General features: G+C 68.4%; 24 protein-coding genes. 13 read left to right on the top strand and 11 right to left on the bottom strand.

The window, feature by feature from the left end:
- Window positions 1-20 precede the first annotated feature (20 nt).
- Window positions 21-1,916, top strand: coding sequence for a translation elongation factor 4 (lepA, locus tag BO226_RS11870; RefSeq protein ID WP_269666639.1), 1,896 nt, complete (start codon window positions 21-23; stop codon window positions 1,914-1,916).
- Between the two features lie 35 nt (window positions 1,917-1,951).
- Window positions 1,952-2,884 (top strand): NAD(P)H-dependent flavin oxidoreductase, encoded by a 933-nt coding sequence (locus tag BO226_RS11865; protein ID WP_071935325.1) that lies wholly within the window; start codon window positions 1,952-1,954, stop codon window positions 2,882-2,884.
- A 391-nt stretch (window positions 2,885-3,275) separates the two neighbouring features.
- On the opposite strand, the gene BO226_RS11855 is transcribed toward BO226_RS11865, so the two are convergent.
- Window positions 3,276-5,222, bottom strand: coding sequence for a glycoside hydrolase family 15 protein (locus BO226_RS11855; RefSeq protein WP_071935324.1), 1,947 nt, complete (start codon window positions 5,220-5,222; stop codon window positions 3,276-3,278).
- Between the two features lie 66 nt (window positions 5,223-5,288).
- Between BO226_RS11855 and BO226_RS11850 the strand changes: the two genes are divergently transcribed.
- The 6 genes from BO226_RS11850 (at window position 5,289) to BO226_RS11830 (ending at window position 9,647) form a co-directional block, all read left to right on the top strand.
- The gene (locus BO226_RS11850; protein ID WP_019288357.1) at window positions 5,289-5,495 is read left to right on the top strand and encodes a hypothetical protein; all 207 of its coding nucleotides are present in this window, start codon (window positions 5,289-5,291) and stop codon (window positions 5,493-5,495) included.
- 171 nt (window positions 5,496-5,666) lie between these two features.
- Complete coding sequence (locus BO226_RS28575; protein ID WP_309568822.1) at window positions 5,667-5,759, top strand: Ms4533A family Cys-rich leader peptide; 93 nt, start codon at window positions 5,667-5,669, stop codon at window positions 5,757-5,759.
- A gap of 152 nt (window positions 5,760-5,911) precedes the next feature.
- Window positions 5,912-6,937 carry a sulfate ABC transporter substrate-binding protein gene (locus tag BO226_RS11845; protein ID WP_071935323.1) on the top strand — a complete coding sequence of 342 codons (1,026 nt, stop codon included), beginning with the start codon at window positions 5,912-5,914 and terminating at the stop codon, window positions 6,935-6,937.
- 114 nt (window positions 6,938-7,051) lie between these two features.
- Window positions 7,052-7,849 carry a sulfate ABC transporter permease subunit CysT gene (gene cysT, locus BO226_RS11840; RefSeq protein WP_016694104.1) on the top strand — a complete coding sequence of 266 codons (798 nt, stop codon included), beginning with the start codon at window positions 7,052-7,054 and terminating at the stop codon, window positions 7,847-7,849.
- On the top strand, window positions 7,846-8,652 hold the full coding sequence (gene cysW / locus BO226_RS11835) for a sulfate ABC transporter permease subunit CysW (RefSeq protein ID WP_071935322.1): 807 nt from the start codon (window positions 7,846-7,848) through the stop codon (window positions 8,650-8,652). The genes cysT and cysW overlap by 4 nt, the downstream gene beginning before the upstream one ends.
- A complete protein-coding gene (locus BO226_RS11830) occupies window positions 8,649-9,647 on the top strand; it encodes a sulfate/molybdate ABC transporter ATP-binding protein (protein WP_024101362.1) in 999 nt (332 codons plus the stop codon). Before cysW ends, BO226_RS11830 begins: the two co-directional genes overlap by 4 nt.
- Before the next feature lie 34 nt (window positions 9,648-9,681).
- Here BO226_RS11830 and BO226_RS11825 read toward each other — a convergent pair whose 3' ends face one another.
- The 7 genes from BO226_RS11825 to BO226_RS11795 all read right to left on the bottom strand — a co-directional run bounded on the left by BO226_RS11825 (window position 9,682) and on the right by BO226_RS11795 (window position 17,161).
- Window positions 9,682-10,557, bottom strand: a complete 876-nt coding sequence (locus BO226_RS11825; RefSeq protein WP_071935321.1) for a universal stress protein — start codon at window positions 10,555-10,557, stop codon at window positions 9,682-9,684.
- A 96-nt stretch (window positions 10,558-10,653) separates the two neighbouring features.
- Window positions 10,654-11,544 carry a polyphosphate kinase 2 gene (gene ppk2 / locus BO226_RS11820; RefSeq protein ID WP_006554492.1) on the bottom strand — a complete coding sequence of 297 codons (891 nt, stop codon included), beginning with the start codon at window positions 11,542-11,544 and terminating at the stop codon, window positions 10,654-10,656.
- 105 nt (window positions 11,545-11,649) lie between these two features.
- Window positions 11,650-12,393: a sirohydrochlorin chelatase gene (locus BO226_RS11815; RefSeq protein WP_071935320.1), complete on the bottom strand. Its 744-nt coding sequence runs from the start codon at window positions 12,391-12,393 to the stop codon at window positions 11,650-11,652.
- On the bottom strand, window positions 12,390-13,724 hold the full coding sequence (locus BO226_RS11810) for a sulfate adenylyltransferase subunit 1 (RefSeq protein WP_006554490.1): 1,335 nt from the start codon (window positions 13,722-13,724) through the stop codon (window positions 12,390-12,392). The genes BO226_RS11815 and BO226_RS11810 overlap by 4 nt, the downstream gene beginning before the upstream one ends.
- Before the next feature lie 2 nt (window positions 13,725-13,726).
- The gene (cysD, locus tag BO226_RS11805) at window positions 13,727-14,671 is read right to left on the bottom strand and encodes a sulfate adenylyltransferase subunit CysD (protein ID WP_071935319.1); all 945 of its coding nucleotides are present in this window, start codon (window positions 14,669-14,671) and stop codon (window positions 13,727-13,729) included.
- Window positions 14,668-15,396: a phosphoadenylyl-sulfate reductase gene (locus BO226_RS11800; RefSeq protein ID WP_006554488.1), complete on the bottom strand. Its 729-nt coding sequence runs from the start codon at window positions 15,394-15,396 to the stop codon at window positions 14,668-14,670. The genes cysD and BO226_RS11800 overlap by 4 nt, the downstream gene beginning before the upstream one ends.
- Window positions 15,397-15,445: 49 nt before the next feature.
- Window positions 15,446-17,161, bottom strand: a complete 1,716-nt coding sequence (locus tag BO226_RS11795) for a nitrite/sulfite reductase (protein WP_071935318.1) — start codon at window positions 17,159-17,161, stop codon at window positions 15,446-15,448.
- Window positions 17,162-17,553: 392 nt separating this feature from the next.
- On the opposite strand from BO226_RS11795, the gene hemW reads away from it, so the two are divergent.
- Window positions 17,554-18,777: a radical SAM family heme chaperone HemW gene (hemW, locus tag BO226_RS11790; protein ID WP_198040661.1), complete on the top strand. Its 1,224-nt coding sequence runs from the start codon at window positions 17,554-17,556 to the stop codon at window positions 18,775-18,777.
- Window positions 18,778-18,817: 40 nt separating this feature from the next.
- On the opposite strand, the gene BO226_RS27045 is transcribed toward hemW, so the two are convergent.
- On the bottom strand, window positions 18,818-18,967 hold the full coding sequence (locus BO226_RS27045) for a hypothetical protein (RefSeq protein WP_156895203.1): 150 nt from the start codon (window positions 18,965-18,967) through the stop codon (window positions 18,818-18,820).
- 20 nt (window positions 18,968-18,987) lie between these two features.
- Complete coding sequence (locus BO226_RS11785) at window positions 18,988-19,341, bottom strand: type II toxin-antitoxin system VapB family antitoxin (protein ID WP_006554485.1); 354 nt, start codon at window positions 19,339-19,341, stop codon at window positions 18,988-18,990.
- A 156-nt stretch (window positions 19,342-19,497) separates the two neighbouring features.
- Between BO226_RS11785 and hrcA the strand changes: the two genes are divergently transcribed.
- The 4 genes from hrcA to BO226_RS11765 all read left to right on the top strand — a co-directional run bounded on the left by hrcA (window position 19,498) and on the right by BO226_RS11765 (window position 23,438).
- Window positions 19,498-20,541 (top strand): heat-inducible transcriptional repressor HrcA, encoded by a 1,044-nt coding sequence (gene hrcA, locus BO226_RS11780; RefSeq protein ID WP_071935317.1) that lies wholly within the window; start codon window positions 19,498-19,500, stop codon window positions 20,539-20,541.
- 49 nt (window positions 20,542-20,590) lie between these two features.
- Window positions 20,591-21,742, top strand: coding sequence for a molecular chaperone DnaJ (gene dnaJ / locus BO226_RS11775; protein WP_006554483.1), 1,152 nt, complete (start codon window positions 20,591-20,593; stop codon window positions 21,740-21,742).
- A 9-nt stretch (window positions 21,743-21,751) separates the two neighbouring features.
- Window positions 21,752-22,510 carry a 16S rRNA (uracil(1498)-N(3))-methyltransferase gene (locus BO226_RS11770; protein WP_006554482.1) on the top strand — a complete coding sequence of 253 codons (759 nt, stop codon included), beginning with the start codon at window positions 21,752-21,754 and terminating at the stop codon, window positions 22,508-22,510.
- 115 nt (window positions 22,511-22,625) lie between these two features.
- Window positions 22,626-23,438, top strand: a complete 813-nt coding sequence (locus tag BO226_RS11765; protein WP_071935316.1) for an alpha/beta hydrolase family protein — start codon at window positions 22,626-22,628, stop codon at window positions 23,436-23,438.
- Here the strand turns inward: BO226_RS11765 and BO226_RS11760 are convergent.
- A complete protein-coding gene (locus tag BO226_RS11760) occupies window positions 23,382-24,995 on the bottom strand; it encodes an MFS transporter (RefSeq protein WP_071935315.1) in 1,614 nt (537 codons plus the stop codon). The genes BO226_RS11765 and BO226_RS11760 overlap by 57 nt on opposite strands.
- Window positions 24,996-25,036 lie beyond the last annotated feature (41 nt).

The raw sequence follows: 25,036 nt of genomic DNA, 5'->3' as shown, positions 1-25,036 counted from the left end.
CGCCGCCCGACTTGGATATTCTGCAGGGTGACCGCGGTCTGCTGGCCGCTGCCAGTCCGAGTCAGGAGCACGACATCAGCACCTTCGCCGACACCACGTTCACGGACCCCGCAAAGATCCGGAACTTCTGCATCATCGCGCACATCGACCACGGAAAGTCGACGCTCGCGGACCGGATGCTGCAGCTCACCGGGGTGGTCGAGGAGCGGCAGATGCGCGCCCAGTACCTCGACCGCATGGACATCGAGCGCGAGCGTGGCATCACGATCAAGGCGCAGAACGTACGTCTGCCGTGGAAGCTCGACGGCGAAGACTATGTGATGCACCTGATCGACACCCCGGGCCACGTCGACTTCACCTACGAGGTCTCCCGCGCGCTCGAGGCGTGCGAGGGCGCGGTCCTGCTCGTCGACGCCGCGCAGGGCATCGAGGCGCAGACCCTCGCCAATCTCTACCTTGCGCTCGACAAGGACCTGACGATCATCCCGGTCCTCAACAAGATCGACCTGCCCGCGGCCGATCCCGACCGCTATGCCGGTGAGATCGCGAACATCATCGGCTGTGAGCCGTCCGACGTGCTCCGGGTCTCCGGCAAGACCGGCGAGGGCGTCCCCGAACTCATCGACGCCGTGATCCGCCAGGTGCCGCCGCCGGTCGGTGACGCCGACGCGCCCGCCCGCGCCATGATCTTCGACTCCGTCTACGACACCTACCGCGGCGTCGTGACGTACGTGCGTGTGGTCGACGGCAAGATCGTGCCCCGCGAGAAGATCAAGATGATGTCGACGGGCACGACCCACGAACTGCTCGAGGTCGGCATCGTCTCGCCCGAACCCAAGGCCACCGCCGGTCTCGGCGTCGGCGAGGTGGGCTATCTCATCACCGGCGTGAAGGACGTGCGCCAGTCGAAGGTCGGCGACACCGTCACCACCGCCCGCCACGGTGCGGAGGAGCCGCTCACCGGCTACCGCGAACCGCGCCCGATGGTCTACTCCGGTCTGTACCCGGTCGACGGCTCCGACTACCCGGTGCTGCGCGACGCGCTCGACAAGCTCCAGCTCAACGACGCCGCGCTCACCTACGAGCCCGAGACGTCCGTCGCTCTCGGGTTCGGTTTCCGCTGCGGCTTCCTCGGTCTGCTGCACATGGAGATCACCCGCGAGCGCCTCGAGCGCGAGTTCGGCCTCGACCTGATCTCCACGGCTCCCAACGTCGTCTATCGCGTCGTGCTCGAAGGCGGCCAGGAAGTCGTCGTGACGAACCCGTCCGACTGGCCCGAGGGCAAGGCTCGCGAGATCTACGAACCGATCGTCAAGTGCACCATCATCGCGCCGAGCGAGTTCATCGGTTCGATCATGGAGCTGTGCCAGTCGCGGCGCGGTGAGCTCGGCGGTATGGACTACCTGTCCGAGACCCGCGTCGAGCTGCGGTACACGCTGCCGATGGCCGAGATCATCTTCGACTTCTTCGACTCGCTGAAGTCGCGCACCCGCGGCTACGCCTCGATGGACTACGAGGAGGCCGGAGAGCAGGAGGCCGCGCTGGTCAAGGTCGACATCCTGTTGCAGGGCGAGGCCGTCGACGCATTCAGCGCGATCGTCCACAAGGACGCCGCGGCCGCCTACGGCAACAAGATGACGACCAAGCTCAAGGAACTCATCCCGCGGCAGCAGTTCGAGGTGCCCGTCCAGGCCGCGATCGGCTCGAACATCATCGCCCGCGAGAACATCCGGGCGATCCGCAAGGACGTTCTCGCCAAGTGCTACGGCGGCGACATCAGCCGTAAGCGCAAGCTGCTCGAGAAGCAGAAGGAAGGCAAGAAGCGGATGAAGACCATCGGCCGCGTCGACGTTCCGCAGGAGGCGTTCGTCGCCGCGTTGTCGTCCGAGGCCTCGTCCGACAAGCCGAAGAAGTAGTCGCTCCTGCTGCGACGCCCACCGGAAGGATTCGCGTGCTCGACACCTGGCTCACCCGTGAACTCGGAATCTCCGTTCCTCTGCTGGGTGCGCCCATGGGTGGCCGGGCCGGTGGGCGGCTCGCCGGCGAGGTGACGCGGGCCGGCGGACTCGGCCTGATCGGTGCCGCCCGGTACAACACCGCCGAGTGGATCGAGGGCGAGGTGCGCACCGCCCGCGAGATCGGTGGTGGGGCCGTGGGATTCGGTCTGATGACCTGGGCGCTTGCCGACGACGACAGCCTCCTCACCGCGGTGCTCGAGCACCGCCCGCAACTGGTCACGCTCTCGTTCGGCGATCCCGCTCCCTACATCGAGCGCGTCCACGAGGCTGGGGCCGTCGTCCTCTCGCAGATCAACACGGTCGACGATCTGCGCGTGGTCGAGGCAGCGGGTGTCGACGCGGTGATCGCGCAGGGCCATGAGGCCGGTGGGCACACGGGCCGGATCGGTACCCTCCCGTTGCTGCAGGAGGTGCTCGAGTCGACGTCGCTGCCCGTGCTCGCTGCAGGTGGCATCGCCACGGGTCGCGGTCTGGCAGCGGTGCTCGCAGCCGGTGGGCAGGGCGCCCTGGTCGGGACGGCGCTGCTCGCCAGCCCGGAGACCGTCGGCCCCGACTACGCCCGTGGCCGGCTCGTGGAGGCCGGCAGCGCCGACACCGTCTACACCGACGTCTTCGACAAGGCCCGGCACCAGCCGTGGCCGGCGCGCTGGGGCGGACGCGCCCTGCGCAATGCGTTCACCGAGGAGTGGCACGGCCGGGGCGCCGACGAGGACACCCTCGCCGCGGCGTACACCGGTGACGATCCCGACAGCGGGGTGGTCTACGCGGGGGAGGCCGCCGGTCTGGTGCGCTCCGAGCGACCCGCGGGCGAGGTGATCCGGGGTATCGCCGAACAGGCGGAGACCCTGCTGTCCCGCTTCCGTTGAGCACTGCGCCGGCACACGGACGTCCACATTCGAGCTGAGGTGAGCCTCGCCTGAAGTGGAGGTCGCCCATGCGCCGAGTTGTTCTCTCCGCGGTAGCGCTCGTACTGTTCGTCGCCCCGACCCTCGTGGCGTGTTCGTCGGACACCGATGACACCGCGACCGCCGGCGGCGAGACCGTCACCGTTGAGCACTCCTACGGCACGACGACGATCGAGGGCACACCCGAGCGGATCGTCGCGACCTCCAGCCAATGGCTCGACGCTCTCGTCGAACTCGGGGTGCAGCCCGTCGCGTACTACAGCGCCGGCTCGTACGGCGACGAGCGCGGCCTCTATCCGTGGCAGACCGACGTCTCCCCGGATGCGGTGGCGCTGAGTCGCCTGAGACCGGCTCACGGTCCGAGATGCGCGGGCCGGAAGTTGCCCGCTCCGATCTCCCGCTCTGCGCGGATGACATGGACGACGGCATTGATGAGCGCCAGGTGGGTGAACGCCTGCGGGAAGTTCCCCAGATGACGTCCGCTCTCGGTGTCGATCTCCTCGGCATAGAGCTTCAGGGGGCTCGCGTAGTCGAGCAGGCGCTGGCACAGTGCGGCGGCCCGCTCGACCTCGCCGATCTCGACGAGCGCCGAGACCAGCCAGAACGAGCAGATGGTGAACGAGCCCTCCTTGCCCGCGAGCCCGTCGTCGGTGGTCTCCACCCGGTAGCGCAGCACCAGCCCGTCCTCGGTGAGTTCGTCGGCGATCGCCAGCACCGTGGCCCGCACCCGGGGGTCGTCCGCGGGCAGGAAGCGCAACAAGGGGATCAGCAGAGCCGACGCGTCGAGTGACGGGTGGCCGTACCGCTGGGTGAAGACGCCGCGTTCGTCGACGCCGTGTTCGAGGACGTCGGCCTTGATCTCGTCGGCCATCGCCGCCCACTTCCGGGCGTAGTCGGGACGACCCTGCAGTTCGGCGAGTTTCGCGCCGCGATCGAGTGCCACCCAGCACATGACCTTCGACGACACGAAGTGCTGGGGTTCGCCGCGCACCTCCCAGATGCCGCGATCGGGCTTGCGCCAGTTGGCCGCTGCCTCCTCGACCTGCCGGCGCAGGGTGTGCAACAACGTCTGGGGGAAGTGCCCGCGGGACTTGACGTGCAGGTACACCGAGTCGAGCAGTGTGCCCCAGATGTCGTGTTGCTGTTGGTGATAGGCGTCGTTGCCGATGCGGACCGGGGTGGCGCCGTCGTAGCCGCTCAGATGATCGAGGGTCGACTCCGGCAACTCGCGCTCACCGCCCACCCCGTACATCACCTGGAGCGGATAGCGGACGCCGTCCGCGTCGCGCGAGACGTCGAGGATGAACGAGAAGAAGTCGTCGGCCTCCCGGTCGAACCCGAGGGTGTACAGACCCCACAGTGCGAAGGTCGAATCGCGTACCCACGCGTAACGGTAGTCCCAGTTACGTTCTCCGCCAGGTGTTTCGGGGAGTGAGGTCGTCGACGCTGCGAGCAGCGCCCCGGTCGGGCTGTAGGTCAGTCCCTTGAGCGTCAGAGCGCTGCTCTGCAGGTAGGTGCGCCACGGGTGATCCGGGAAGCGGCCCGTCGTGATCCACTCGCGCCAGTAGTCCTGGGTGGCGGTCATCTTGACGGCGGCCTCGTCGAAGGTGTGCGGCATCGGGCAGTCCGACCACGACAATGCGACGAAGGCCGTGTCGCCCTTGTGGAGTCGACGTCGCGCGCGGACCTCGCGGTCCTCGATTCCGAGGCGCAGATCCGTCGTCATGCGCAGCGTCGGATGTTCGTCCGGCGCGTTCCGGCACACCGCGGTGGTCTCCTCGTAGACCTTGCCGGTATAGCTCCATTCGGTGCGGCCGCGGTGGTAGTCGAAGGCGGGTTCGCAGCTGACGTACAGGTCGACCGTCCCGTTCACGCAGCGCACCGTGCGCAACAGCATGTGCTCGGCCTCCCAGTCGGACGGGGTCCGGCGATGCGTGGTGGAGCGTTCCTCGACGTCGTACCAGGGTGACATGACCAGCGCGTCCCGCACGATCATCCAACCCGTGTCGGTCTGCCAGGTCGTCTCGAGCACCAGACCGCCCGGCAGGTACCGGCGTGCCGCAGGAACGGTGCGGTCGTGCGGCGACAACCGGAAATGTCCCGCGCTGCGGTCCAGCAGCGACCCGAACACACTCGGCGAGTCCGGACGGGGCACGCACATCCACTCCACGGTGCCGTCACGTGCGATCAGGCAGGTGCTCTCGCAATCCGAGAGGAATGCGTAGTCGTCGATCGGCGGGAACGGACTCCGTCGGAAGGGTGCCCCCGACAGCGGTGAGGAGGAGTGGTAGTGGTCCATCCCTCCATGATCACCGCGGGCCGGGCGGATCGCAGCGCGGTTGCCGAACCTACTAGGGTGTAGGCAATGGATCGGGTGGCTTCGTGGTGGGACGGCTTCGAGCTGTGGCTCGCGGGCCTGTCCTTCGTCCCCCAGGTGGCCCTGGTGCTCGCAGTGCTGGTGCCGGCCTGCTCAGGGGTCGCATGGCTGCTCGATCGGGCGATGGCCGGTGTCTTCGGACTGCTCGGCCGCGGAGAGACGGACTCGCCCGCCACGACGACGGAGGATTGCTGACATGCCGCGTTCGCGCGTAACCCTGGCGCTGATCGCGCTGCTGATCATCGTCGTCGTCGCATGGCTCGTCTCCATGTGAGCACGCCGCTCACGCATCCGGTTCGGTGCTCGACGTCCGGTGTCCGAATCGTCGATTTCGGTCGACCCTCGACCTCTGCTAATCTCTGCCGCGTGTCCGCGACCACTCTGCCCCGCCTCCGCCACGAGTTGGCGTTGATCGCTGTGGGCATGCCATCGGTCGCCGACATCGACTGTTGTCGCTGAATCCTCCTTCTCTCCGCGGTCCCCGTCTTCCGGATCCTCTCGTCCGTCGGTGCCGCATCCTCGCGAATCCCGGCCGGTCCGATTCCGGCAGCTCCTCGTCCGGTGCCGGTCGCGTTCATCCCCCCTCGAAACAGCCCCTCAGGAGGCTCGTCATGAAACGTTCCAGGTTCGTTGTCGCGGCGTTCGCCGCGGTCACCGCACTCTCCCTCACCGCCTGCTCCGGTGGTTCGAGCGACACCGTCGGAGCCGAGAGCGGCGGCGACGGATCCGGCGGCACGGTCAACCTCTACGCCTACGCCGTGCCCAAGGTCGGATTCGACTCGCTGATCCCCGCCTTCCAGGAGACCGAGGAAGGCGAGGGCGTCGTCTTCCAGCAGTCCTACGGCGCCTCCGGAGACCAGTCCCGCAAGGTGCGCGACGGCGCCGAGGCGAACTTCGTGAACTTCTCCGTCGAGCCCGACATCACCCGTCTCGTCGACGCGGGACTCGTCGACGAGAACTGGAACGACAACGCCTACAACGGGATACCGTTCGGATCGGTCGTGACCATCGTCGTCCGTGAGGGCAACCCGAAGAACATCCGGGACTGGGACGACCTGCTCCGGCCGGATGTCGAGGTCGTCACCCCCAACCCGTTCAGCTCGGGTTCGGCGAAGTGGAACCTGCTTGCGCCGTACGCCGCGAAGAGCAACGGCGGCGCCGACCCGCAGGCCGGCATCGACTACGTCACCGCACTGGTCACCGACCATGTGAAGGTGCAGCCGAAGTCCGGTCGCGAGGCCACCGAGACCTTCCTGCAGGGCACCGGCGACGTGCTGCTGAGCTACGAGAACGAGGCACTGTTCATCGAGCGCAACGGCGACCCCGTCGAGCACGTCACCCCGCCCGTCACCTTCAAGATCGAGAACCCTGCGGCGGTACTGAAGAACGCGAAGGACGTCGAGGTCGCGCAGGCGTTCAACGACTTCCTGTACACCCCCGAGGCCCAGCGCCTGTGGGCCGAAGCCGGTTTCCGTCCCGTCGATCCGACCGCCGCCGAGGAATTCGCCGATGAGTTCCCGCAGCCGGAGAAGCTGTGGACCGTCGCCGATCTCGGCGGTTGGGAGACCGTGAACGAGGAGCTGTTCGCCGACAGCACCGGCACCATCGCGGTGATCTACGACAACGCAACGAAGTAGAGCACGCGCGTGACCGTTTCGGAACACACCGCCGGGTCGGGAGGTTCGTCTCCCGCCCCGGCGGGTTCGCGTCGCCGGCCGTCCGCCACGGCCCCCGCCCGACCACAACGCCGGATGTTCACCGGCGCCGTCGGGCCCCTCGGTATCGGCATCGCCACACTGTGGTTGAGCTTGATCGTCCTGCTTCCCCTCGCGGCCCTGGCCTTCCACTCCGTCTCGGACGGTCTCGGGACGTTCGTCGATGCGATCACCGCTCCGGCCGCCCTGGCGACCCTACGGATCACCGTCGTCGTCTCGCTGGTCGTCGCGGCGATCAACGCGGTGATGGGCACGGTGATCGCCTGGGTGCTCGTCCGCGACGAGTTTCCGGGCAAGAAGTTCGTCAATGCCCTGATCGACCTGCCCTTCGCGCTACCGACGATCGTCGCGAGCATCGTGCTGCTCTCGCTGTACGGGCCGCAGAGCCCGATCGGTGTGCAGCTCAACGCGACCGAGCCGGGACTGGTGGTGGCGCTGGCGTTCGTCACGCTGCCGTTCGTGGTGCGCTCGGTGCAGCCGGTGCTCATCGAGGCCGACCGTGAGGTCGAGGAGGCCGCCGCCTCGCTCGGCGCCGGCAACTTCACGATCTTCCGCACGGTCGTGCTGCCCGTGCTTGCGCCTGCGGTCCTCGGCGGCACCGGCCTGGCATTCGCCCGCGCCATCGGTGAGTACGGCTCGATCGTGCTCATCGGCGGCAACATCCCGTACAAGACCCAGGTCGCGTCGCAGTACATCCAGCAGCAGATCGAGATCGACCGGCCGGTCAACGCCGCCGCGGTCTCCGTCGCGCTGCTGGTGATCGCCTTCGTCGTGCTGTTCGTCCTGCGCCTGGTCGCGAATCGAGGGCTGCGCCGAGAGGAGGACGACCGGTGAAACCGTCCCTCGCATCCCGACTGTCGCTGCGCTTCGTCGCGCTCGCCTACCTGTTCGTACTGTTGCTCGTCCCGATCGGGGTGATCCTCTACCGCACCTTCGAGAACGGCATCGTGGCGTTCGCCGAGTCGATCAGCACCCCGGCGGCGATCTCGGCGCTGAACTTGTCGCTGCTCATCGTCGCGATCGTCGTGCCCGTGAACGTGATCTTCGGCATCGTCGTCGCGCTGGCGCTCGTCCGCGGCAGATTCCCGGGGAGGGGACTGTTGCAGGCCGTCGTCGACCTGCCCTTCGCGGTCTCGCCGATCGTCGTGGGTGTCGCCCTGATCATGTTGTGGGGCGCCAACGGCTGGTTCGGTGCCGTCGAGGATCTCGGCTTCAAGGTGATCTTCGGCCTGCCGGGCATGGTGCTCGCGACGATCTTCGTGACGCTGCCGTTCGTCGTGCGCGAGGTCGAACCGGTGCTGCGCGAGATCGGTGAGGAGCAGGAGCAGGCCGCCGCGACCCTCGGCGCGAACACCTGGCAGACCTTCTGGCGGATCACGTTGCCGGCGATCTGCTGGGGCCTGACCTACGGCATCGTCCTCACCGTCGCGCGGGCCCTCGGCGAGTTCGGCGCCGTCATCATGGTCTCGTCCGGCTTCCCCGGCGTCTCCCAGACCCTGACGCTGCTCGTGCACGCCCGGTACATCGACGACCACAACACCTTCGGCGCCTACAGCGCCGCGACCCTGCTCATGGCCATCGCCGTGATCGTCCTGCTGCTGATGACCCTGCTCGACCGGAAGAGGACCACCGAATGATCACTGTTACCGGGGCGCGCAAGAACTACGGAGATTTCGCCGCACTCGCCGACGTCGACATCGACATCCCGTCCGGCTCGCTCACCGCCCTGCTCGGACCCTCGGGTTCGGGCAAGTCGACGCTGCTGCGTTCGATCGCCGGTCTCGAGACCCTCGACGCGGGCACCGTCCACATTGCCGGTAAGGACGTCACCGGCGTCACCCCGCAGAAGCGCGACATCGGTTTCGTCTTCCAGCACTACGCCGCGTTCAAGCACATGACCGTGCGCGAGAACGTCGCCTTCGGACTCAAGATCCGCAAGCGGCCCAAGGCCGAGATCACGAAGCGGGTCGACGACCTGCTCGAGATCGTCGGGCTCGGCGGGTTCCAGCGACGCTATCCGGCCCAGTTGTCCGGTGGCCAGCGTCAGCGTATGGCGCTCGCCCGTGCTCTCGCCGTCGACCCGCAGGTGCTGCTGCTCGACGAGCCGTTCGGTGCCCTGGACGCGAAGGTGCGCGCCGACCTGCGGACCTGGCTGCGCCGCCTGCACGACGAGGTGCACGTGACCACCGTGCTCGTCACGCACGACCAGGAGGAGGCGCTCGACGTCGCCGACCGCATCGCGGTGATGAATGCCGGACGTATCGAACAGGTCGGAACGCCGGAGGAACTCTACGATCGCCCGGCGAACAGCTTCGTGATGTCGTTCCTCGGGACGGTGTCCAAGCTCAACGGCGTGCTGGTGCGGCCGCACGACATCCGGCTCGCCCGGCAACCTGCGCTCTCCGACACCTCCGGCGGCTCGGTCGGTGTCACGCGGGCGACCGTCGAGCGTGTGGTCCGGCTGGGCTTCGAGGTGCGCGTCGAACTGCGCAACGACGCGACGGGTGAGCAGTTCACGACGCAGATCACCCGCGGCGAAACCCGCGACCTGGGGCTCGTCGCGGGCGACACCGTCTACGCGCACGCTCCGGCCGCGTCGGAGACCGCCCCGCTCGGTACCGCCGCGCAGTAACCGAGCGGGGGACTCGAGGGTCACGCGGGTCGGCTCAGTGGGCCTCGCTTTCCGATCGTTGGTGGGCCCGGCAGATCATGACCGGACAGCAACTGTGGTGGATGAGTCCCTGACTGCTCGAGCCGACCACCGCAGCGGCCAGCGGGCTCCGGCCGTGGCTGCCGACCACCACGAGCTGGGCACTCTTGGATTCCTCGAGCAGGACGATGTCGGGCTTGCCCCGCTCGACCCGGTAGGAGACCGCGACGTCGGGGAACCGTTCGGTGTGCCCGGAGGTATGCGACTTCATCTCCTCCCTCCGGTGCTCGACGTAGGCCGTCCAGTCCGTGAACCGTGACCCCTCGCCGTAGGTGAGCGTGGACTGCTCCGTCCAGGTGTGGATCGCGACGAGCGGTGCCTCGAGCGCCGCGGCGGTCGCGAACGCATGCTCGACGGCGAACTCGCTGACCTCGGTGCCGTCCACTCCGACGACGACCGGGCGCCCGTCGGGCGGTTGAAATCCGTCGCGGCTGCGCCACGTCACCACCGGGCATTCCGCGTGGTTGGCCACCGACACGACGTCGGAGCGCCGGATCATCGACTCCCACTCCGTGGTGGTCGTGTGACCGAGGACGATCATCCGTGCCTCGCGCGACAGGTCGGTGAGCACTCGATCCGGCTTGCCCGACGGAGTGGACCGCCGGACCTCGACCCGGTCGACCGCGCCCCGAACTGCCGCTTCCGCGGCGGTCAGAACGGCTTCCTCCGACGGGTCGGTCCCGTCGCCGGAGGTGGGGGGATGAACGTGGACCAGGTCGATCGGTTCGCCGAGACGTCGGGCGACGCAGGCGGCCCACCGGGCCGCATCGAGTGCGCTGTCCGATCCGTCGATGCCGACAACGATTCCGTGACCGACATTGGCTGTGCCCATGCTGCCTCCTCGCGTCACCATCCAGTGTGGTACGGATCGCAGTCTGGGCGCCAGTCCTGCGCACCTCGGCACGCCCGGAGCACGACCTCCCGGCAGCTAGTCGCCGACGGCGTCCTTGCCGCGCTGCACGATCCTCGGGTCGGCCGGGAAGACGATCTGACGGTCCTTGTCGTCGTACTCGAACTGGTTGAGGAAGAACCGCATCGCGTTGACCCGGGCCCGCTTCTTGTCGTTGGACTTGATGGTCGTCCACGGCGCCCAGTCGGTGTCGGTGCGCCGGAACATCTCTTCCTTCGCGTCGGTGTACTGGTCCCACTTGTCGAGCGATTCGAGGTCCATCTCCGACAGCTTCCACCGCCGCACCGGATCGAGCTGGCGGATGGCGAAGCGCGTGCGCTGCTCCCTCCGGGTGACGGAGAACCAGAACTTCGTCAGGGTGATGCCGGCGTCCACGACGAGCTTCTCGAACAACGGGACGTGCTCCATGAAACGTTCGTACTCGTCGTCGCTGCAGAAACCCATGACCCGTTCGACGCCGGCTCGGTTGTACCAGGAGCGGTCGAACAGTACGAGCTCACCGGCGGTGGGGAAGTGCTGGATGTAGCGCTGCATATACCACTGGCCCTGCTCACGGTCGGACGGCTTGTTCAGCGCGACGGTCCGGGCGTGCCGGACGTTGATGTACTCCTGGAACCGCTTGATCGTGCCGCCCTTGCCGGCGGCGTCGCGACCTTCGAACACGATGATGTGCTTGGAGCCGTTGTCCTTGGCCCACGACTGGAACTTCAGCAGTTCGATCTGCAGGAGATACTTCTCGACCTCGTAGGTGGCGCGGTCCATCCGGGTGTCGTACGGATAGTTCTCCCGCCAGGTGTCGACGGCCCGGCCCTCGATGTCGATCAGATCGGGGTCCTCACCGTGGTCGTCGCGCACCGAATAGCCCTCCGTGCGGAGCCGATCGATGTAGCGCCGAAGTTCGTTCTGCACGTGAGGCCCTCCCGGATCACCGATGTCGTCGGACGACGACCGTGACTCCGTTGTAGCGGAGGAATGCAAATCGTGCGTGAACTCGGGTGGAGATCCGGAAGTGACTCAGGCCACGCGCAGTCCGCGCCGCCGGTGCACGGCCTCGGTGTAGCGCTCGGTGATCACCCGCGCGACGGCATCGTGCCGGGTGAGGGTCTGCGCGACCCGCACGTGCCCGAGGCTGTCGGCCTCGGCGCAGGCACGGTCCCACAGCAGTCCGGGGGCGAGGATCCACGGTGTCAGCACGACGGTGCGGGCACCGCGGGAGGTGAGGTCGGCGAGGGTCGTCCCCACGGACGGACCGGTCGTGGCGAAGCACGCCGCGGCCTGCGTCCACGCCGTGCCGACGAGAATGCGGGGCACGACCAGCCCGGTCGCCCGGTTCGCTTCGGGGCGTCGCGATCCCACCGCGCACACTGCGATACCGACGGACGGATCGTCGGCCGACACCCCCGTGGCCGTGATGAGATCGCGAGCCGCGTCGACGAGGAGATCGTCGTCGCCGAGGATCGGCGAGCACAGCACCTCGAGCAGCGGATGACGTTTCTGCGCTTCGTGCAACAGGGCCGGCAGATCGACCCGCGCGTGGAAGGCGCTGCCGAGCAGCAGCGGCACCACCGCGACCTGCCGGTGCCCGTCCGCGGCGAGCGCGTCGAGAGCCTGACCGACCGACGGGGTGTTCAGGTCGAGGAACGCGAGTCGCACGTCCAGACCGGGGTTCTCGGCCCGGACGGTGTCGAGCGCGGCAGCCACGGCCTGCGCCGAACGCGGGTCGCGACTGCCGTGCGCGACGGCGACGAGCGGCATCATGCCGGGACGCGGTCCCCGAGCTCGATGTCGGCGAGTCCGTCGCCCACGAGACCCGCGGCGAGGGTGTTGCCCCCGGCCGGATCGATCAGCAGGAAGCTGCCGCTGCGGCGGTTGATGCGGTAGTCGTCCGCGGCGATCGGCTCGGCCACACGCACCGTGATGCGCGCGATCTCGTTGAGCTCGATGCTCTCCGGGCTCGGGACGGAGGAGAGATCCTGCTCGTCGAACCGCTCGTCGATCGTCCCGACGATGGCCTGCGTGATGCGGGTGCCGTGCTTGAGCAGCAACCGGGCGCCCGGGCGCAACGGCTTCTCGGCGAGCCAGCACACGGTGGCCTCGAACTCCGACAGCGGCTCGGGTGCCGCCTCCGGGGTGGCGATGATGTCGCCGCGGGAGACGTCGACGTCGTCGGCGAGCACGAGGGTCACCGACCGGCCGGCGTGCGCGACATCGAATGCGCCGTCGGCACTGTCGATGCGCTCGACGGTGGTGCGGACACCGGACGGCAGCACGACGACCTCGTCACCGGGGCGCACGGACCCTGCCGCGACCTGACCGGCGTAGCCGCGGTAGTCGGGGAACTCGGCGGTGCGGGGACGGATCACGTACTGCACCGGGAAGCGCAGACCGGTCTCGTGCCGGCCGTGCACATCGGCGTCGACGGGAACCGACTCGAGGTGCTCGATGAGCGTCGGGCCGTCGTAGTAGGGGGTGCTCTCGCTGCGCACGGCCACGTTGTCGCCGTGCAGCGCGGAGACCGGGATCTCCTGCACGTCCTCGGGTGCCCAGCCGAGCGAACTCGTCAGTTCCCCGAACTCGGCGGAGATCTGCGCGAACACCGAGGCGGGATCCTCGACGAGGTCGATCTTGTTGACCGCGAGGACGAGCTTCGGCACACCGAGCAGGGCCAGCACGGCGGCGTGCTTGCGGGTCTGCGAGACGACACCCTTGCGCGCGTCGACGAGCAGGACGACGAGCTGCGCGGTGGACGCACCCGACACCGTGTTGCGGGTGTACTGGACGTGACCCGGGGTGTCCGCGAGGACGAAGCTGCGCTTCGGCGTCGCGAAGTAGCGGTACGCCACGTCGATGGTGATGCCCTGCTCACGCTCGGCGCGAAGGCCGTCGACGAGCAGCGAGAGGTCGGGGGTGTCGAGGCCGCGGTCGACCGACGCGCGGGTGACGGCGTCGATCTGGTCGGCGAGTACGGACTTGGTGTCGTAGAGCAGTCGTCCCACCAGGGTGGACTTGCCGTCGTCGACCGAACCGGCGGTGGCGAGGCGCAGCAGCTGCGTGTCGCTCTGCACGCTCTGCTCGTGAAGGTCGCTCATGATCAGAAATAGCCCTCTCGCTTGCGGTCTTCCATCGCCGCTTCGGAAACCCGGTCGTCGCCGCGGGTGGCGCCGCGCTCGGTCAGTCGTGACGCCGCGACCTCGGCGAGGATCTCCTCGTTCGTGGAGGCCTCGGACAGGATCGCGCCGGTGGTCGATCCGTCGCCGACGGTGCGGTAGCGCACCGAACGCGTCTCGAGCTCTTCGCCCTCGGCCGGACCGCCCCAGACACCCGGGGTCATCCACATGCCGTCGCGGCGGTAGACGGGGCGCTCGTGCGCGTAGTAGATGCTCGCCAGTTCGACGTTCTCGCGGGCAATGTAGCGCCAGATGTCGAGCTCGGTGAAGTTGCTCAGCGGGAAGACACGCACGTGCTCCCCGGGTGCGTGCCGCCCGTTGTACAGATTCCACAACTCCGGACGCTGACGCTTCGGATCCCACTGGCCGAATGCGTTGCGCAGCGAGAAGATCCGCTCCTTGGCACGCGAACGCTCCTCGTCGCGGCGGCCGCCACCGAAGACGGCGTCGAACCGGTTCTCCGAGATCGCGTCGAGCAGCGGCACGGTCTGCAGCGGGTTGCGGATGCCGTCGGGACGCTCGGTGAGCCGGCCGTCGGCGAGGTAGTCCTCGACACTCGCGACGTGCAGTCGGAGGTTGTACTTTTCGACGACGTGGTCGCGGAACTCGAGGACCTCGGGGAGGTTGTGGCCGGTGTCGACGTGCAGCAGCGCGAAGGGCAGCGGCGCGGGCCAGAACGCTTTGATGGCGAGGTGCAGCAGGACGGTGGAGTCCTTGCCTCCCGAGAACAGGATGACGGGGCGTTCGAACTCGCCCGCGACCTCGCGGAAGACGTGGATCGCTTCCGACTCGAGGGCGTCGAGGGTGTCGAACCGGTCGCCGTCCAGCAGCGTCCGGGTCTCGGTGGGATTCGTATCGGTGAGTGTCATGAGGCGTGCAACCCGCATTCGGTCTTGGCTCGGCCGGCCCAGCGCCCGCTGCGCGGATCGGCTCCGGGAAGTGGTTTGGTGGTGCACGGGGCGCACCCGATGGACGGGTAGCCCTCGTCGACGAGCGGATTGACGAGGATCCCGTGTTCGTCGATGTAGTTCTGCATGTCCTCGTCGGACCATGCCGCGATCGGATTGATCTTCACCAGTCCGAACGCGTCGTCGAACGAGATGAGCGGTGAGTTCGCGCGGGTGGGCGCCTCGACACGGCGGATTCCGGTCACCCAGGCGCGGTAGCCCTTCAGGCTCTCCTTCAGCGGCACCACCTTGCGCAGGCGGCAGCACTCGTTCGGGTCGCGGGCGAACAGATCCTTGCCGAGCAGGGCGTCCTGCTCCGCGACGGACTGCTGCGCCCGGGCGTTGACGATGTTCACGCCGTACACCTGCTCCACCGCATCGCGCGTGCCGAGCGTCTCGGCGAAGTGGTACCCGGTGTCGAGGAACAGCACGTCCACGCCGGGACGCTGCTGCGCGGCCAGATGGACCAGGACACCGTCCTGCATGTTGGACGCGACGATGTACCCGCTACGTCCACCGTCGGTGGTGGGGGTACCGAAGGTCTCGTCCGTCCACCGCAGGAGTTCCTGCGCCGACGCACCTTCGAGTTCTGCCGCCCCCTGCGCGGCAATACTCCGGAGCTCGTCGATGTTCGTATCGATCGTCATCGCGTCCCTTCCCGATCCGTCTTCGTGTCGACCGCTGCAGCAGTGCCCGTCATCGCAGGTCTGCCTCCTCGGAGCGGACGACCCATTCGCCGAAGCGCTCGCCGGGCGTGCGCTCCTTGACGAAGGTGCGCACCACCCGCTCGATGTAGTCGCCGAGCTCGGCGCTGGTGACCTTGTGCTGGCGCAGCTTGCGTCCGAACTTCGCGTCGAAGCCCAGCGCACCGCCGAGGTGCACCTGGAAACCTTCGACCTGGTTGCCCTCACCGTCGTCGACGAGTTGACCCTTGAAGCCGATGTCGGCGATCTGGGAGCGCGCACACGAGTTCGGGCAGCCGTTGATGTTGATCGTCACCGGGACGTCGAGCTGCGCGTTGATGTCGGCGAGACGCTCCTCGAGCTCGGGCACGAGGGCTTGCGAACGCTTGCGCGTCTCGACGAAGGACAGCTTGCAGAACTCGATTCCCGTGCACGCCATGAGATTCTTGCGCCACGGCGACGGCGAGGCCGGCAGACCCAGCGCCTCGAGCTCGGTGACGAGCTGCTCGACCTTGTCGTCGGCCACGTCGAGCACGATCAGCTTCTGGTATGGGGTGAACCGGATCCGGTCGGAACCCGCACGTTCGGCGGCGTCGGCGACCTTCGACAGGATCGTGCCCGAGACACGACCGGCGATCGGCGCGACACCCACGGCGTTGAGGCCGTTGCGCAGCTTCTGGATACCGACGTGATCGATGGGACGCTCCGGTGCGGCCGGGGCCGGGCCGTCGATGAGCGGACGCTTCAGGTACTCGGTCTCGAGCACCTCGCGGAACTTCTCGATGCCCCAGTCCTTGATGAGGAACTTCAGGCGTGCCTTGGACCGCAGCCGCCGGTAGCCGTAGTCGCGGAAGATCGCGACGACGCCTTCCCACACATCGGCGACCTCCTCGAGCGGCACCCAGGCGCCGACCCGCTGCGCGAGCATCGGGTTGGTGGACAGGCCGCCGCCGACCCACAGGTCGAAGCCGGGGCCGTGCTCGGGATGCTCGACGCCGATGAAGGCGACGTCGTTGATCTCGTGCACGACGTCCTGCTGGCCGGAGATCGCGGTCTTGAACTTGCGCGGCAGGTTCGAATACTCGGGGTTGCCGATGTAGCGGCGCACGATCTCGTCGATCGCGGGGGTGCCGTCGATGATCTCGTCGAGGGACTCACCGGCGAGCGGCGAACCGAGCACGACGCGAGGGCAGTCGCCGCACGCCTCGGTGGTCTTCAGGCCGACCGATTCGAGACGACGCCAGATCTCGGGGACGTTCTCGACCTCGATCCAGTGGTACTGGACGTTCTCGCGGTCGGACAGGTCGGCGGTGTCGCGACCGAACTCGGTGGAGATACCGGCGATCGTCCGCAGCTGCGCGAGATTCAGGGCGCCGGCGTCGCAGCGCACCCGCATCATGAAGTACTTCGCCTCGAGCAGGTCGATGTTCTCGTCACCGGTGTAGGTGCCGTCGTAGCCCTGCTCGCGTTGGGTGTACAGACCCCACCAGCGGAAGCGTCCGCGCAGATCGCTCTTGTCGATTCCGTCGAAACCGGTTTGCGCATAGATGTTCTCGATACGCTTGCGGACGTTGAGCGGGTTGTCGTCCTTCTTCGTCTGCTCGTTGGCGTTGAGCGGCTCCCGGTAGCCGAGGGCCCACTGGCCTTCGGCGCGACGCTTGGCGGGACGCGCGCGGCGGGCGGGAGTGGCCGACTCGTCGGCGGGCGTGACGTCGGTGGTCGACGACATACAGGGTCTCCTGATACTCGCTGGAACCGGATCGACGAGCGCAGGAGGGAGCTGACCTCGTGCACGCATGCTTCGACCCGGCGGGATCTGGGATGTGCCGGGGAGTGCCGACTAGAGACAGTCGGCGCAGAGACAAGCGGCGCAAGGCAGACAACAGGATGCGCAGACGCGCTTGAAGTCGACGTGGCGTCGCGCCACGAGTCGCACTCCGTGTCCTGTCATGCGGACCATTGTGCCATGTCACCGGGGCGATTCCGAATTGCGGGCGGTATTTCCACCCGATTTTCGGGAAATGTCGAGGTAGGGGCGTCGCGCGCGGAGCCGCCCTTCGGGTCTCTGGAACACTGGAGGGCGTGAACAGCACTGAGATCGGTCGACGCACCGGCACGGAAATCGGTATCGCGGGTCGTCCGGCCGGTCTCGAACTTCCCGCTTCGGCACTCGCAGGAGTGGGGACGCGACCGTTCGGTGTGTACGTGCACGTGCCCTTCTGCGCGACCCGCTGCGGCTACTGCGACTTCAACACCTACACGGCCGGGGAACTCGGCAGCGCGGCGTCGCCGCAGTCCTGGCTGGAGGGTCTGCGCCGCGAACTCGACGCCGGTGCCCGGCTGCTGTCCGAATCCGGACGACGGACTCCCGCTGCCGAGACGGTCTTCGTCGGCGGCGGAACACCCTCGCTGCTCGGCGCGGACGGTCTCGCGCAGGTGCTCGACGCGATCCGCGACTCGTTCGGGCTCGCTCCCGGCGCCGAGGTGACCACCGAATCGAACCCGGAGTCGACCTCCACGGAGTTCTTCTCGTCGATCCGCGAGGCCGGATACACCCGCGTGTCGCTCGGCATGCAGTCCGCGGCGCCCCACGTGCTGGCGGTCCTCGACCGCACCCACACACCCGGGCGTCCCGTCGCGGCGGCGAAGGAAGCGCGCGCGGCCGGTTTCTGCCACATCAACCTCGATCTGATCTACGGCACTCCCGGCGAGCGCGACGCCGACCTCGACGCCTCCCTCGACGCCGTGCTCGAAGCGGGGATCGACCACGTCTCGGCGTACGCGCTCATCGTCGAGGACGGCACCGCCCTCGCTCGCCGTGTCCGTCGCGGCGAGCTGCCGGCTCCGGACGACGACGTGCTCGCATCGCGGTACGAGCGGATCGACGCGCGACTCGCCGACGCCGGGATGACCTGGTACGAGGTGTCCAACTGGGCGAAGGCCGATGATCCGTCGGCGCGCTGCGCCCACAACCTCGGTTACTGGGACGGCGGCGACTGGTGGGGCGCCGGGCCGGGCGCGCACAGCCACGTCGGTGGCGTGCGCTGGTGGAACGTCAAGCATCCCGCCCGTTACGCGTCGACCCTCGCCGACGGAGTCCTGCCCGTCGGGGGCAGCGAACATCTCACGGCCGAGGACCGGCACACCGAACTCGTCATGCTCACCGTCCGGCTGCGTACGGGCCTGCCGTTGTCGGAGCTCGACGAGGGTGAGCGCGAGGCAGCAGAGACGGTGGTCGCCGACGGGCTCGCCGTGGAACGCGACGATCAGCTCGTGCTGACCGACCGGGGCCGGCTGCTCGCCGACGCGGTGGTCCGCACCATCCTGCTCGGCGCGGACGACTGACCGTCCGGTCGCGTCATGCTGCTCCGACCGACCGGTCGCGTCATGCTGCTCCGATGCGCTCCGAGTCGTAGACCGACAGCCGCCCACGGTTCTCGACCACCGACACCCAGTGCTTCTCCGACTCGGTCCGGCCGTCGACGGTGACGAACGTGAAGGTGACGATCACACTCGACGCATCGCGGGGCTCCACGGTATCCACCCCTGATCGGGCTATGCGGGAGACGGGCCCCGAACCTCGGCGCCCGGGTCGGGCACGCCACCGGGAATCAGCACGTCGTACTCGAAGACACGCACGTGCAGCACCGTCCGGTTCCGCAGCGCGGACTGCACGGCACGGTGGAGTCCGTCCTCGAGGTACAGCACGCCCTGCCACTGGACGGCGTGTGGGAACAGATCGCCGTAGAACGTCGAGTCCTCCGACAACAGCCGGTCGAGTTCGAGCACCTTCGTCGTCGTGACGATCTCGTCGAGGCGCACCTGGCGGGGCGGAATCCTCGACCAGTCGCGCAGAGACAGTCCGTGATCGGGATACGGCTTGCCGTCCCGGACGCCCTTGAAGATCATGTGAACACATTACGGGGACGCGCCGAAGGCGTCGCTTCCGGTTCGGGGTGGTGTCGCACACGTGCCCGACACCTTCGAGGTCGTCGCGCGATTAGACTGGCAGGGTACGGCCCCGAGAGGTGCAGTCCTGCAGGCGGCGGAAACGGAGGTGGCGGGTTGTCGAGTACCGAGGAGCGGAGATTCACGGTCTTGCGCGCCATCGTGGCGGATTACGTGTCCACCAAGGAGCCGATCGGCTCCAAGACTCTCGTCGACCGGCACAATCTCGGAGTGTCCAGCGCCACGGTCCGCAACGACATGGCTGTGCTCGAAGCAGAGGGATACATCACACAGACCCACACGAGCTCGGGACGCGTGCCCACCGACAAGGGCTACCGCCAGTTCGTCGACAGGATCGCGGAGGTCAAACCGCTCTCGTCGGCCGAGCGCCGCGCAATCCTGCAGTTCCTCGAATCGGGCGTCGACCTCGACGACGTGCTGCGCCGCGCGGTGCGGTTGCTCGCGCAGCTCACCCGCCAGGTCGCGGTCGTGCAGTACCCGACGCTCTCCGCGTCGTCCGTGCGACATCTCGAGGTGGTCGCGCTGACACCGGCGCGGCTGCTGCTCGTGCTCATCACCGACTCGGGCCGCGTCGATCAGCGCATCGTCGAACTCGGCGACGTGATCGACGAGGACGGCCTGTCGCGGTTGCGTGAGCTGCTCGGCGGGGCATTGACCGGCAAGCGGCTCGCCGCGGCCTCCGTCGCAGTGACCGAGCTCGCCGACAACGCACCGGACGATCTGCGCGACGCGCTCATCCGGTGCACCACCGTGCTGGTGGAGACCCTCGTCGAGCACCCCGAGGAGCGTCTCGTGCTCGGCGGCACCGCCAATCTCACCCGCAACGCCGCCGACTTCGACGGCCACGGCATGCTGCCGGGCTCGTTGCGTACGGTCCTCGAAGCCCTCGAGGAGCAGGTCGTGGTGCTCAAACTGCTCGCGTCCAGCCAGGACGCAGGCCGGGTCACCGTCCGCATCGGTGAGGAGACCCAGTTCGAGGAGATGCGCACCACCTCGGTCGTGTCCACCGGCTACGGGGCCGCGGGTACGGTTTTCGGTGGTCTGGGAGTGCTCGGCCCCACCCGGATGGACTATCCGGGAACCATCGCATCGGTCGCCACCGTTGCGAGATATATCGGTGAGGTGCTCGGCGAACGCTGAGCACCGTCCATTTTTGCTCTGTAGAACGACGTAAGGACGAGAACCAAACGTGGCACGGGACTACTACGGGACGCTCGGCGTGTCCAAGAACGCGACCGACCAGGAGATCAAACGGGCGTACCGCAAGTTGGCGCGCGAGCACCACCCGGATGTGAACCCCGACGAGTCGGCGCAGAAGCGTTTCCAGGAGATCTCGGCCGCCTACGAGGTGCTGTCGGATCCCGAGAAGCGACGCATCGTCGACCTCGGCGGCGACCCGCTCGAACCCGGTGGCGGCGGTGCGGGCGGCTTCGGCGGCGCCGGCTTCGGTGGCGGCCTCGGTGATGTCTTCGAGGCGTTCTTCGGTGGTGGGGCCGGCGGTTCCCGCGGTCCGCGCGGCCGCGTCCAGCCCGGCGCCGACTCGCTGCTCCGCACCCGCCTGACCCTCGAGGAATGCGCTCGCGGCGTCACCAAGACGGTCACGGTCGACACCGCGATCCTGTGCGACGCGTGCACCGGTTCCGGCACCCACGGCGATTCGAAGCCCGTGCGCTGCGAGACCTGCGGTGGCGCCGGTGAGGTCCAGTCCGTCCAGCGTTCTTTCCTCGGCCAGGTCATGACGTCCCGCCCGTGCCCCACCTGCCGCGGTGTCGGCGAGACGATCCCGGATCCCTGCCGCAAGTGCGGTGGTGACGGCCGCGTGCGCGCCCGCCGCGAGGTCACCGTCAAGGTGCCCGCCGGCGTCGGCAACGGGATGCGCATCCGCCTCGCGGCCCAGGGCGAGGTCGGCCCCGGCGGCGGTCCTGCCGGCGATCTCTACGTCGAGGTGCTCGAACAGCAGCACGAGGTCTTCGTGCGCGACGGCGACGACCTGCACTGCACCATCCGCGTGCCCATGGTCGACGCTGCGCTCGGCACAAAGGTGACGATCGAGACCATCCTCGACGGCCCCACCGAGATCACCATCGATCCCGGCACCCAGCCCGGTTCGGTCTCGGTGCTGCGCGGCCACGGCATGCCGAAGCTGCGCTCGGGTACGCGCGGCGACCTGCACGCGCATCTCGAGGTCGTGGTGCCGAGCAAGCTCGATCACAAGCAGACGAAGCTGCTCGAGGACCTGCGCCGGCACAGCGACCGGGAGCATGTCGAGGTCGTGACCACGGGTTCGCAGAACACCGGCGGCCTGTTCTCGCGCCTGCGCGACGCGTTCAGCGCCCGTTAGGTCGCTCGGGTGGCCGCGACACTGTTCTACCTCGACCCGCTGCCCGACGAGGGGCGGACGGCCGTGCTCGACGGCAAGGAGGGCCGGCACGCCGCGACGGTGCGTCGTATCGCGGTAGGCGAGCGGCTCGTGTTGTCCGACGGTGCCGGTGAGGTCGCCGACGTCGAGGTCACGGCGGTCGCGAAGGACCGGCTCGAAGCGCTCGTGCTCGGTCGTCGCGTTGTCGACCCGCCGCGTCCGAGCGTGACCGTCGTGCAGGCGCTGCCGAAGTCCGACCGGTCCGAACTCGCCGTCGAACTGGCCACCGAGGCCGGCGCCGACGAGTTCGTACCGTGGCAGTCGGCGCGCTGTGTCGCCCGGTGGGATGCCAAGGCGGACAAGGGTGTTGCCAAGTGGCAGGCGGTCGCGACGTCCGCGGCGAAGCAGTCGCGGCGCGCGCACGTGCCGACGGTCGCCGGGTTGCACCGCACACCCGAGGTCGTCGCACGGGTCCGCTCGGCCGTCGAGCGCGGCGACGTCGTCGCGGTGCTCCACGAATCCGCCACGATCCCCTTCGCCGATCTGCCCGTGCGCGACGTCGATTCGCTGACGCTGATCGTCGGTCCCGAAGGCGGACTCGACGACGCGGAGGTCGAGACCCTCGTCGACGCGGGCGCGGTGGCCGTCGGTCTCGGCCCCACGGTGCTGCGCACCTCGACCGCCGCGGCCGTCGCACTCGGCGCGATCGGTGTGTTGACCGACCGGTGGCGTACCAGGCCCCTGCACTAGGGATCGCTTGCGGGTCCCGATTCTCTGTGCTGAGGGATCGCTTGCGGGTCCCGATTCTCTGTGCTGAGGGATCGCTTGCGGGTCCCGACCATACGTATCGAAGGAATTTCCTCTCTTGGCTCGTACGAAGATCGCCTACGGCACCCACTCGCAGCAGTTCGGGCACGTCTTCCTACCCGACCCCGCGACGGTGACGGGGCCCGTTCCCGCCGTCATGGTCGTTCACGGCGGTTCGTGGCACGGCCGCTACCAGCTCACCCTCGGTACGGCGCTGTCCGTGGAACTCGCGCGTCGCGGTGTGGTGGCGTGGAACGTCGAGTACCGCCGTCTCGAGGCCGGTGGCGCGTGGGACGAGATGTCCGCCGATGTGGTCGCGGCGTACGAGACGATCTTCACCGAGGTCGTTCCGCACGCGCAGCGCGGCGGTGTCGAGGTCGATCTCGACCGTGTGCGGCTCGTCGGTCACTCTGCGGGAGGCCAGCTGGCGGTGTGGCTCGCGGGTGAGAGCACGTCGGTGCGACCGGAATTCGTGGTTTCGCAGGCGGGTGCGCTCGACCTCGTCACCGCCGGGGAGCGCGGTCGTCGCGTGGAGGCGTTCGAGGCGCTCTTCGGTGCGTCCTACGCGGAGGCACCCGAGTGTTATCGGTCGGCCTCGCCGACGCACCGGCCGCCGATCGGTGTGCCGGTCGCGGTGCTGCACGGCACCGCCGACGAGCAGGTGCCGGTGGGTGTCGCGCACCGTTACGTCGACGCGGCCGACGCGGCAGGAGATCCGGTGTCGCTGGAGCTGTTCGACGGTGAGGATCACGTCGCCTTCCTGAACCGGAGCACCCGGGCCTGGGCGCGATCGCTCGACCTGCTCACCGTCCGGTCAGTGGCCGATCTCGGCCTCGCTGCCGGTGCGGGTGTGGAGTCCGCGGGGGAGTAGCGCGGTGACCGCCGCGGCGCCGATGAGCAGGACGATGCCGGCGACGAGGCTCGCGGACGAGATCGCCTCGGCGAACGCTGCGGACGACGCGTCGAGCAGCGGTTGTGCGTACGACGCCGCGAATGGGTTCGCCGCGAGTTCCTCCGCGACGATCGCCGCACCGCCCACCGAATCGCCGGCCGCCTCGATCGCCATCGCGGCCTGATCGGCCATCGGACCTGTGAGGTCCGCCAACGGCAATCCTTCGAGGAACCCGGAGATCTCGCGGTGATAGGTGGTCGCGAGGATCGAGCCGAGCACGGCGATGCCCAGCGACCCGCCGAATTCCACTGCGGTGTCGTTCAACCCGCCCGCCGCTCCGAGGTCCGAGTCGGGGAAGCCGCCCATGATCAGGTCGGTGGACGGGGATGTGGCCAGGCCGATGCCCAATCCGAGCAGCAACAACGAGATCAGAAAGGGCGTGAAGCCGGAGGCGCCGTCCGTGACGGTCAAGGTGAGGATGCCTGCCGCAGCGGCGACCATGCCCGTGCCCACGAGGACCCGCGCACCGAGTCGGGGCGCGAGCCGGCCGCTCAGCGCCGCGCCGAGCGAGACCGTCACCGCGAGGGGAAGCAGACGCAGACCGGTCTCGAGCGGGCCGTAACCGAGCACGAACTGGAACTGCTGCGCGACGAAGTAGATGGCACCGAAGGCGACGAGGAAGAGCAGTAACACCGACACGCACGCACCGCCGACGGTCCGGTCCGCGACCCGACGCACGTCCAGCAACGGCCGGGGGTGGCGAAGTTCCCACACCACGAAGAGCACCGCGGCGATCACCGAGCCGATCGAGGTGGCGATCACCCCGGTGCCCCAACCGAAGTGGAACCCCTCGATGATCGCGTAGACGATTCCGCCGAGAGCAGCGACCGACAGGGCGCCGCCGACCCAGTCGGTGCGGGTGAGATCGTCCGCCTTCGAGGCCGGCACGAGGATCAGGGCCGCGATCGCGGCGAATGCCGCGATCGGCACGTTGATGAGGAAGGTCGAACCCCACGAGTTCGATTCGAGGAGCCATCCGGCGAGCAGGGGACCGAGCGCAATGGCGAGTCCGGACGTGGCGGCCCAGGCTGCGATCGCGCGGGCACGCTCGTGCACGGGGAACATCGCGACGAGCAGCGACAGTGTCGCAGGCATGATCACGGCGGCGCCCACCCCCATGACGATGCGCGCGACGATCACGTCGCCGGCGCTGTCGGCGAACGATCCGTAGACCGCGCCGGCGGCAAAGACGACCAGGCCCGCCAGCAACGCGCGACGTCGTCCGTATCGATCGCCGAGCACGCCGAACAGCAGCATCAGCGCGGCATAGGGGACGGTGTAGCCGTCGATGATCCACTGCATGTCGGCGCTGGTGAGCTGCAGTTCGCGCAGCATGCCGGGTGCGGCGACGATGAGCGAGGTGTTGGCCATCACGACGATGAGCAGGCTCAGGCACAGCACCGCCAGTCCGGCCCAGCGCAGCCGGTAGGGTTCCTTCGCTGCGGTCCCTCCTGCGAGGGTCACGGCAGTGGGCATGGGCTCTCCTCGGGTGCGACACGGGCCGGGACCTGAGCCCC

Origin of the sequence: Rhodococcus sp. 2G, from assembly GCF_001886355.1 — a bacterium.
Lineage (GTDB): Bacteria > Actinomycetota > Actinomycetes > Mycobacteriales > Mycobacteriaceae > Rhodococcus > Rhodococcus pyridinivorans.
The sequence above is the reverse complement of the archived record's forward strand: the minus strand, read 5'-3'. Positions and strand labels throughout refer to the sequence as shown.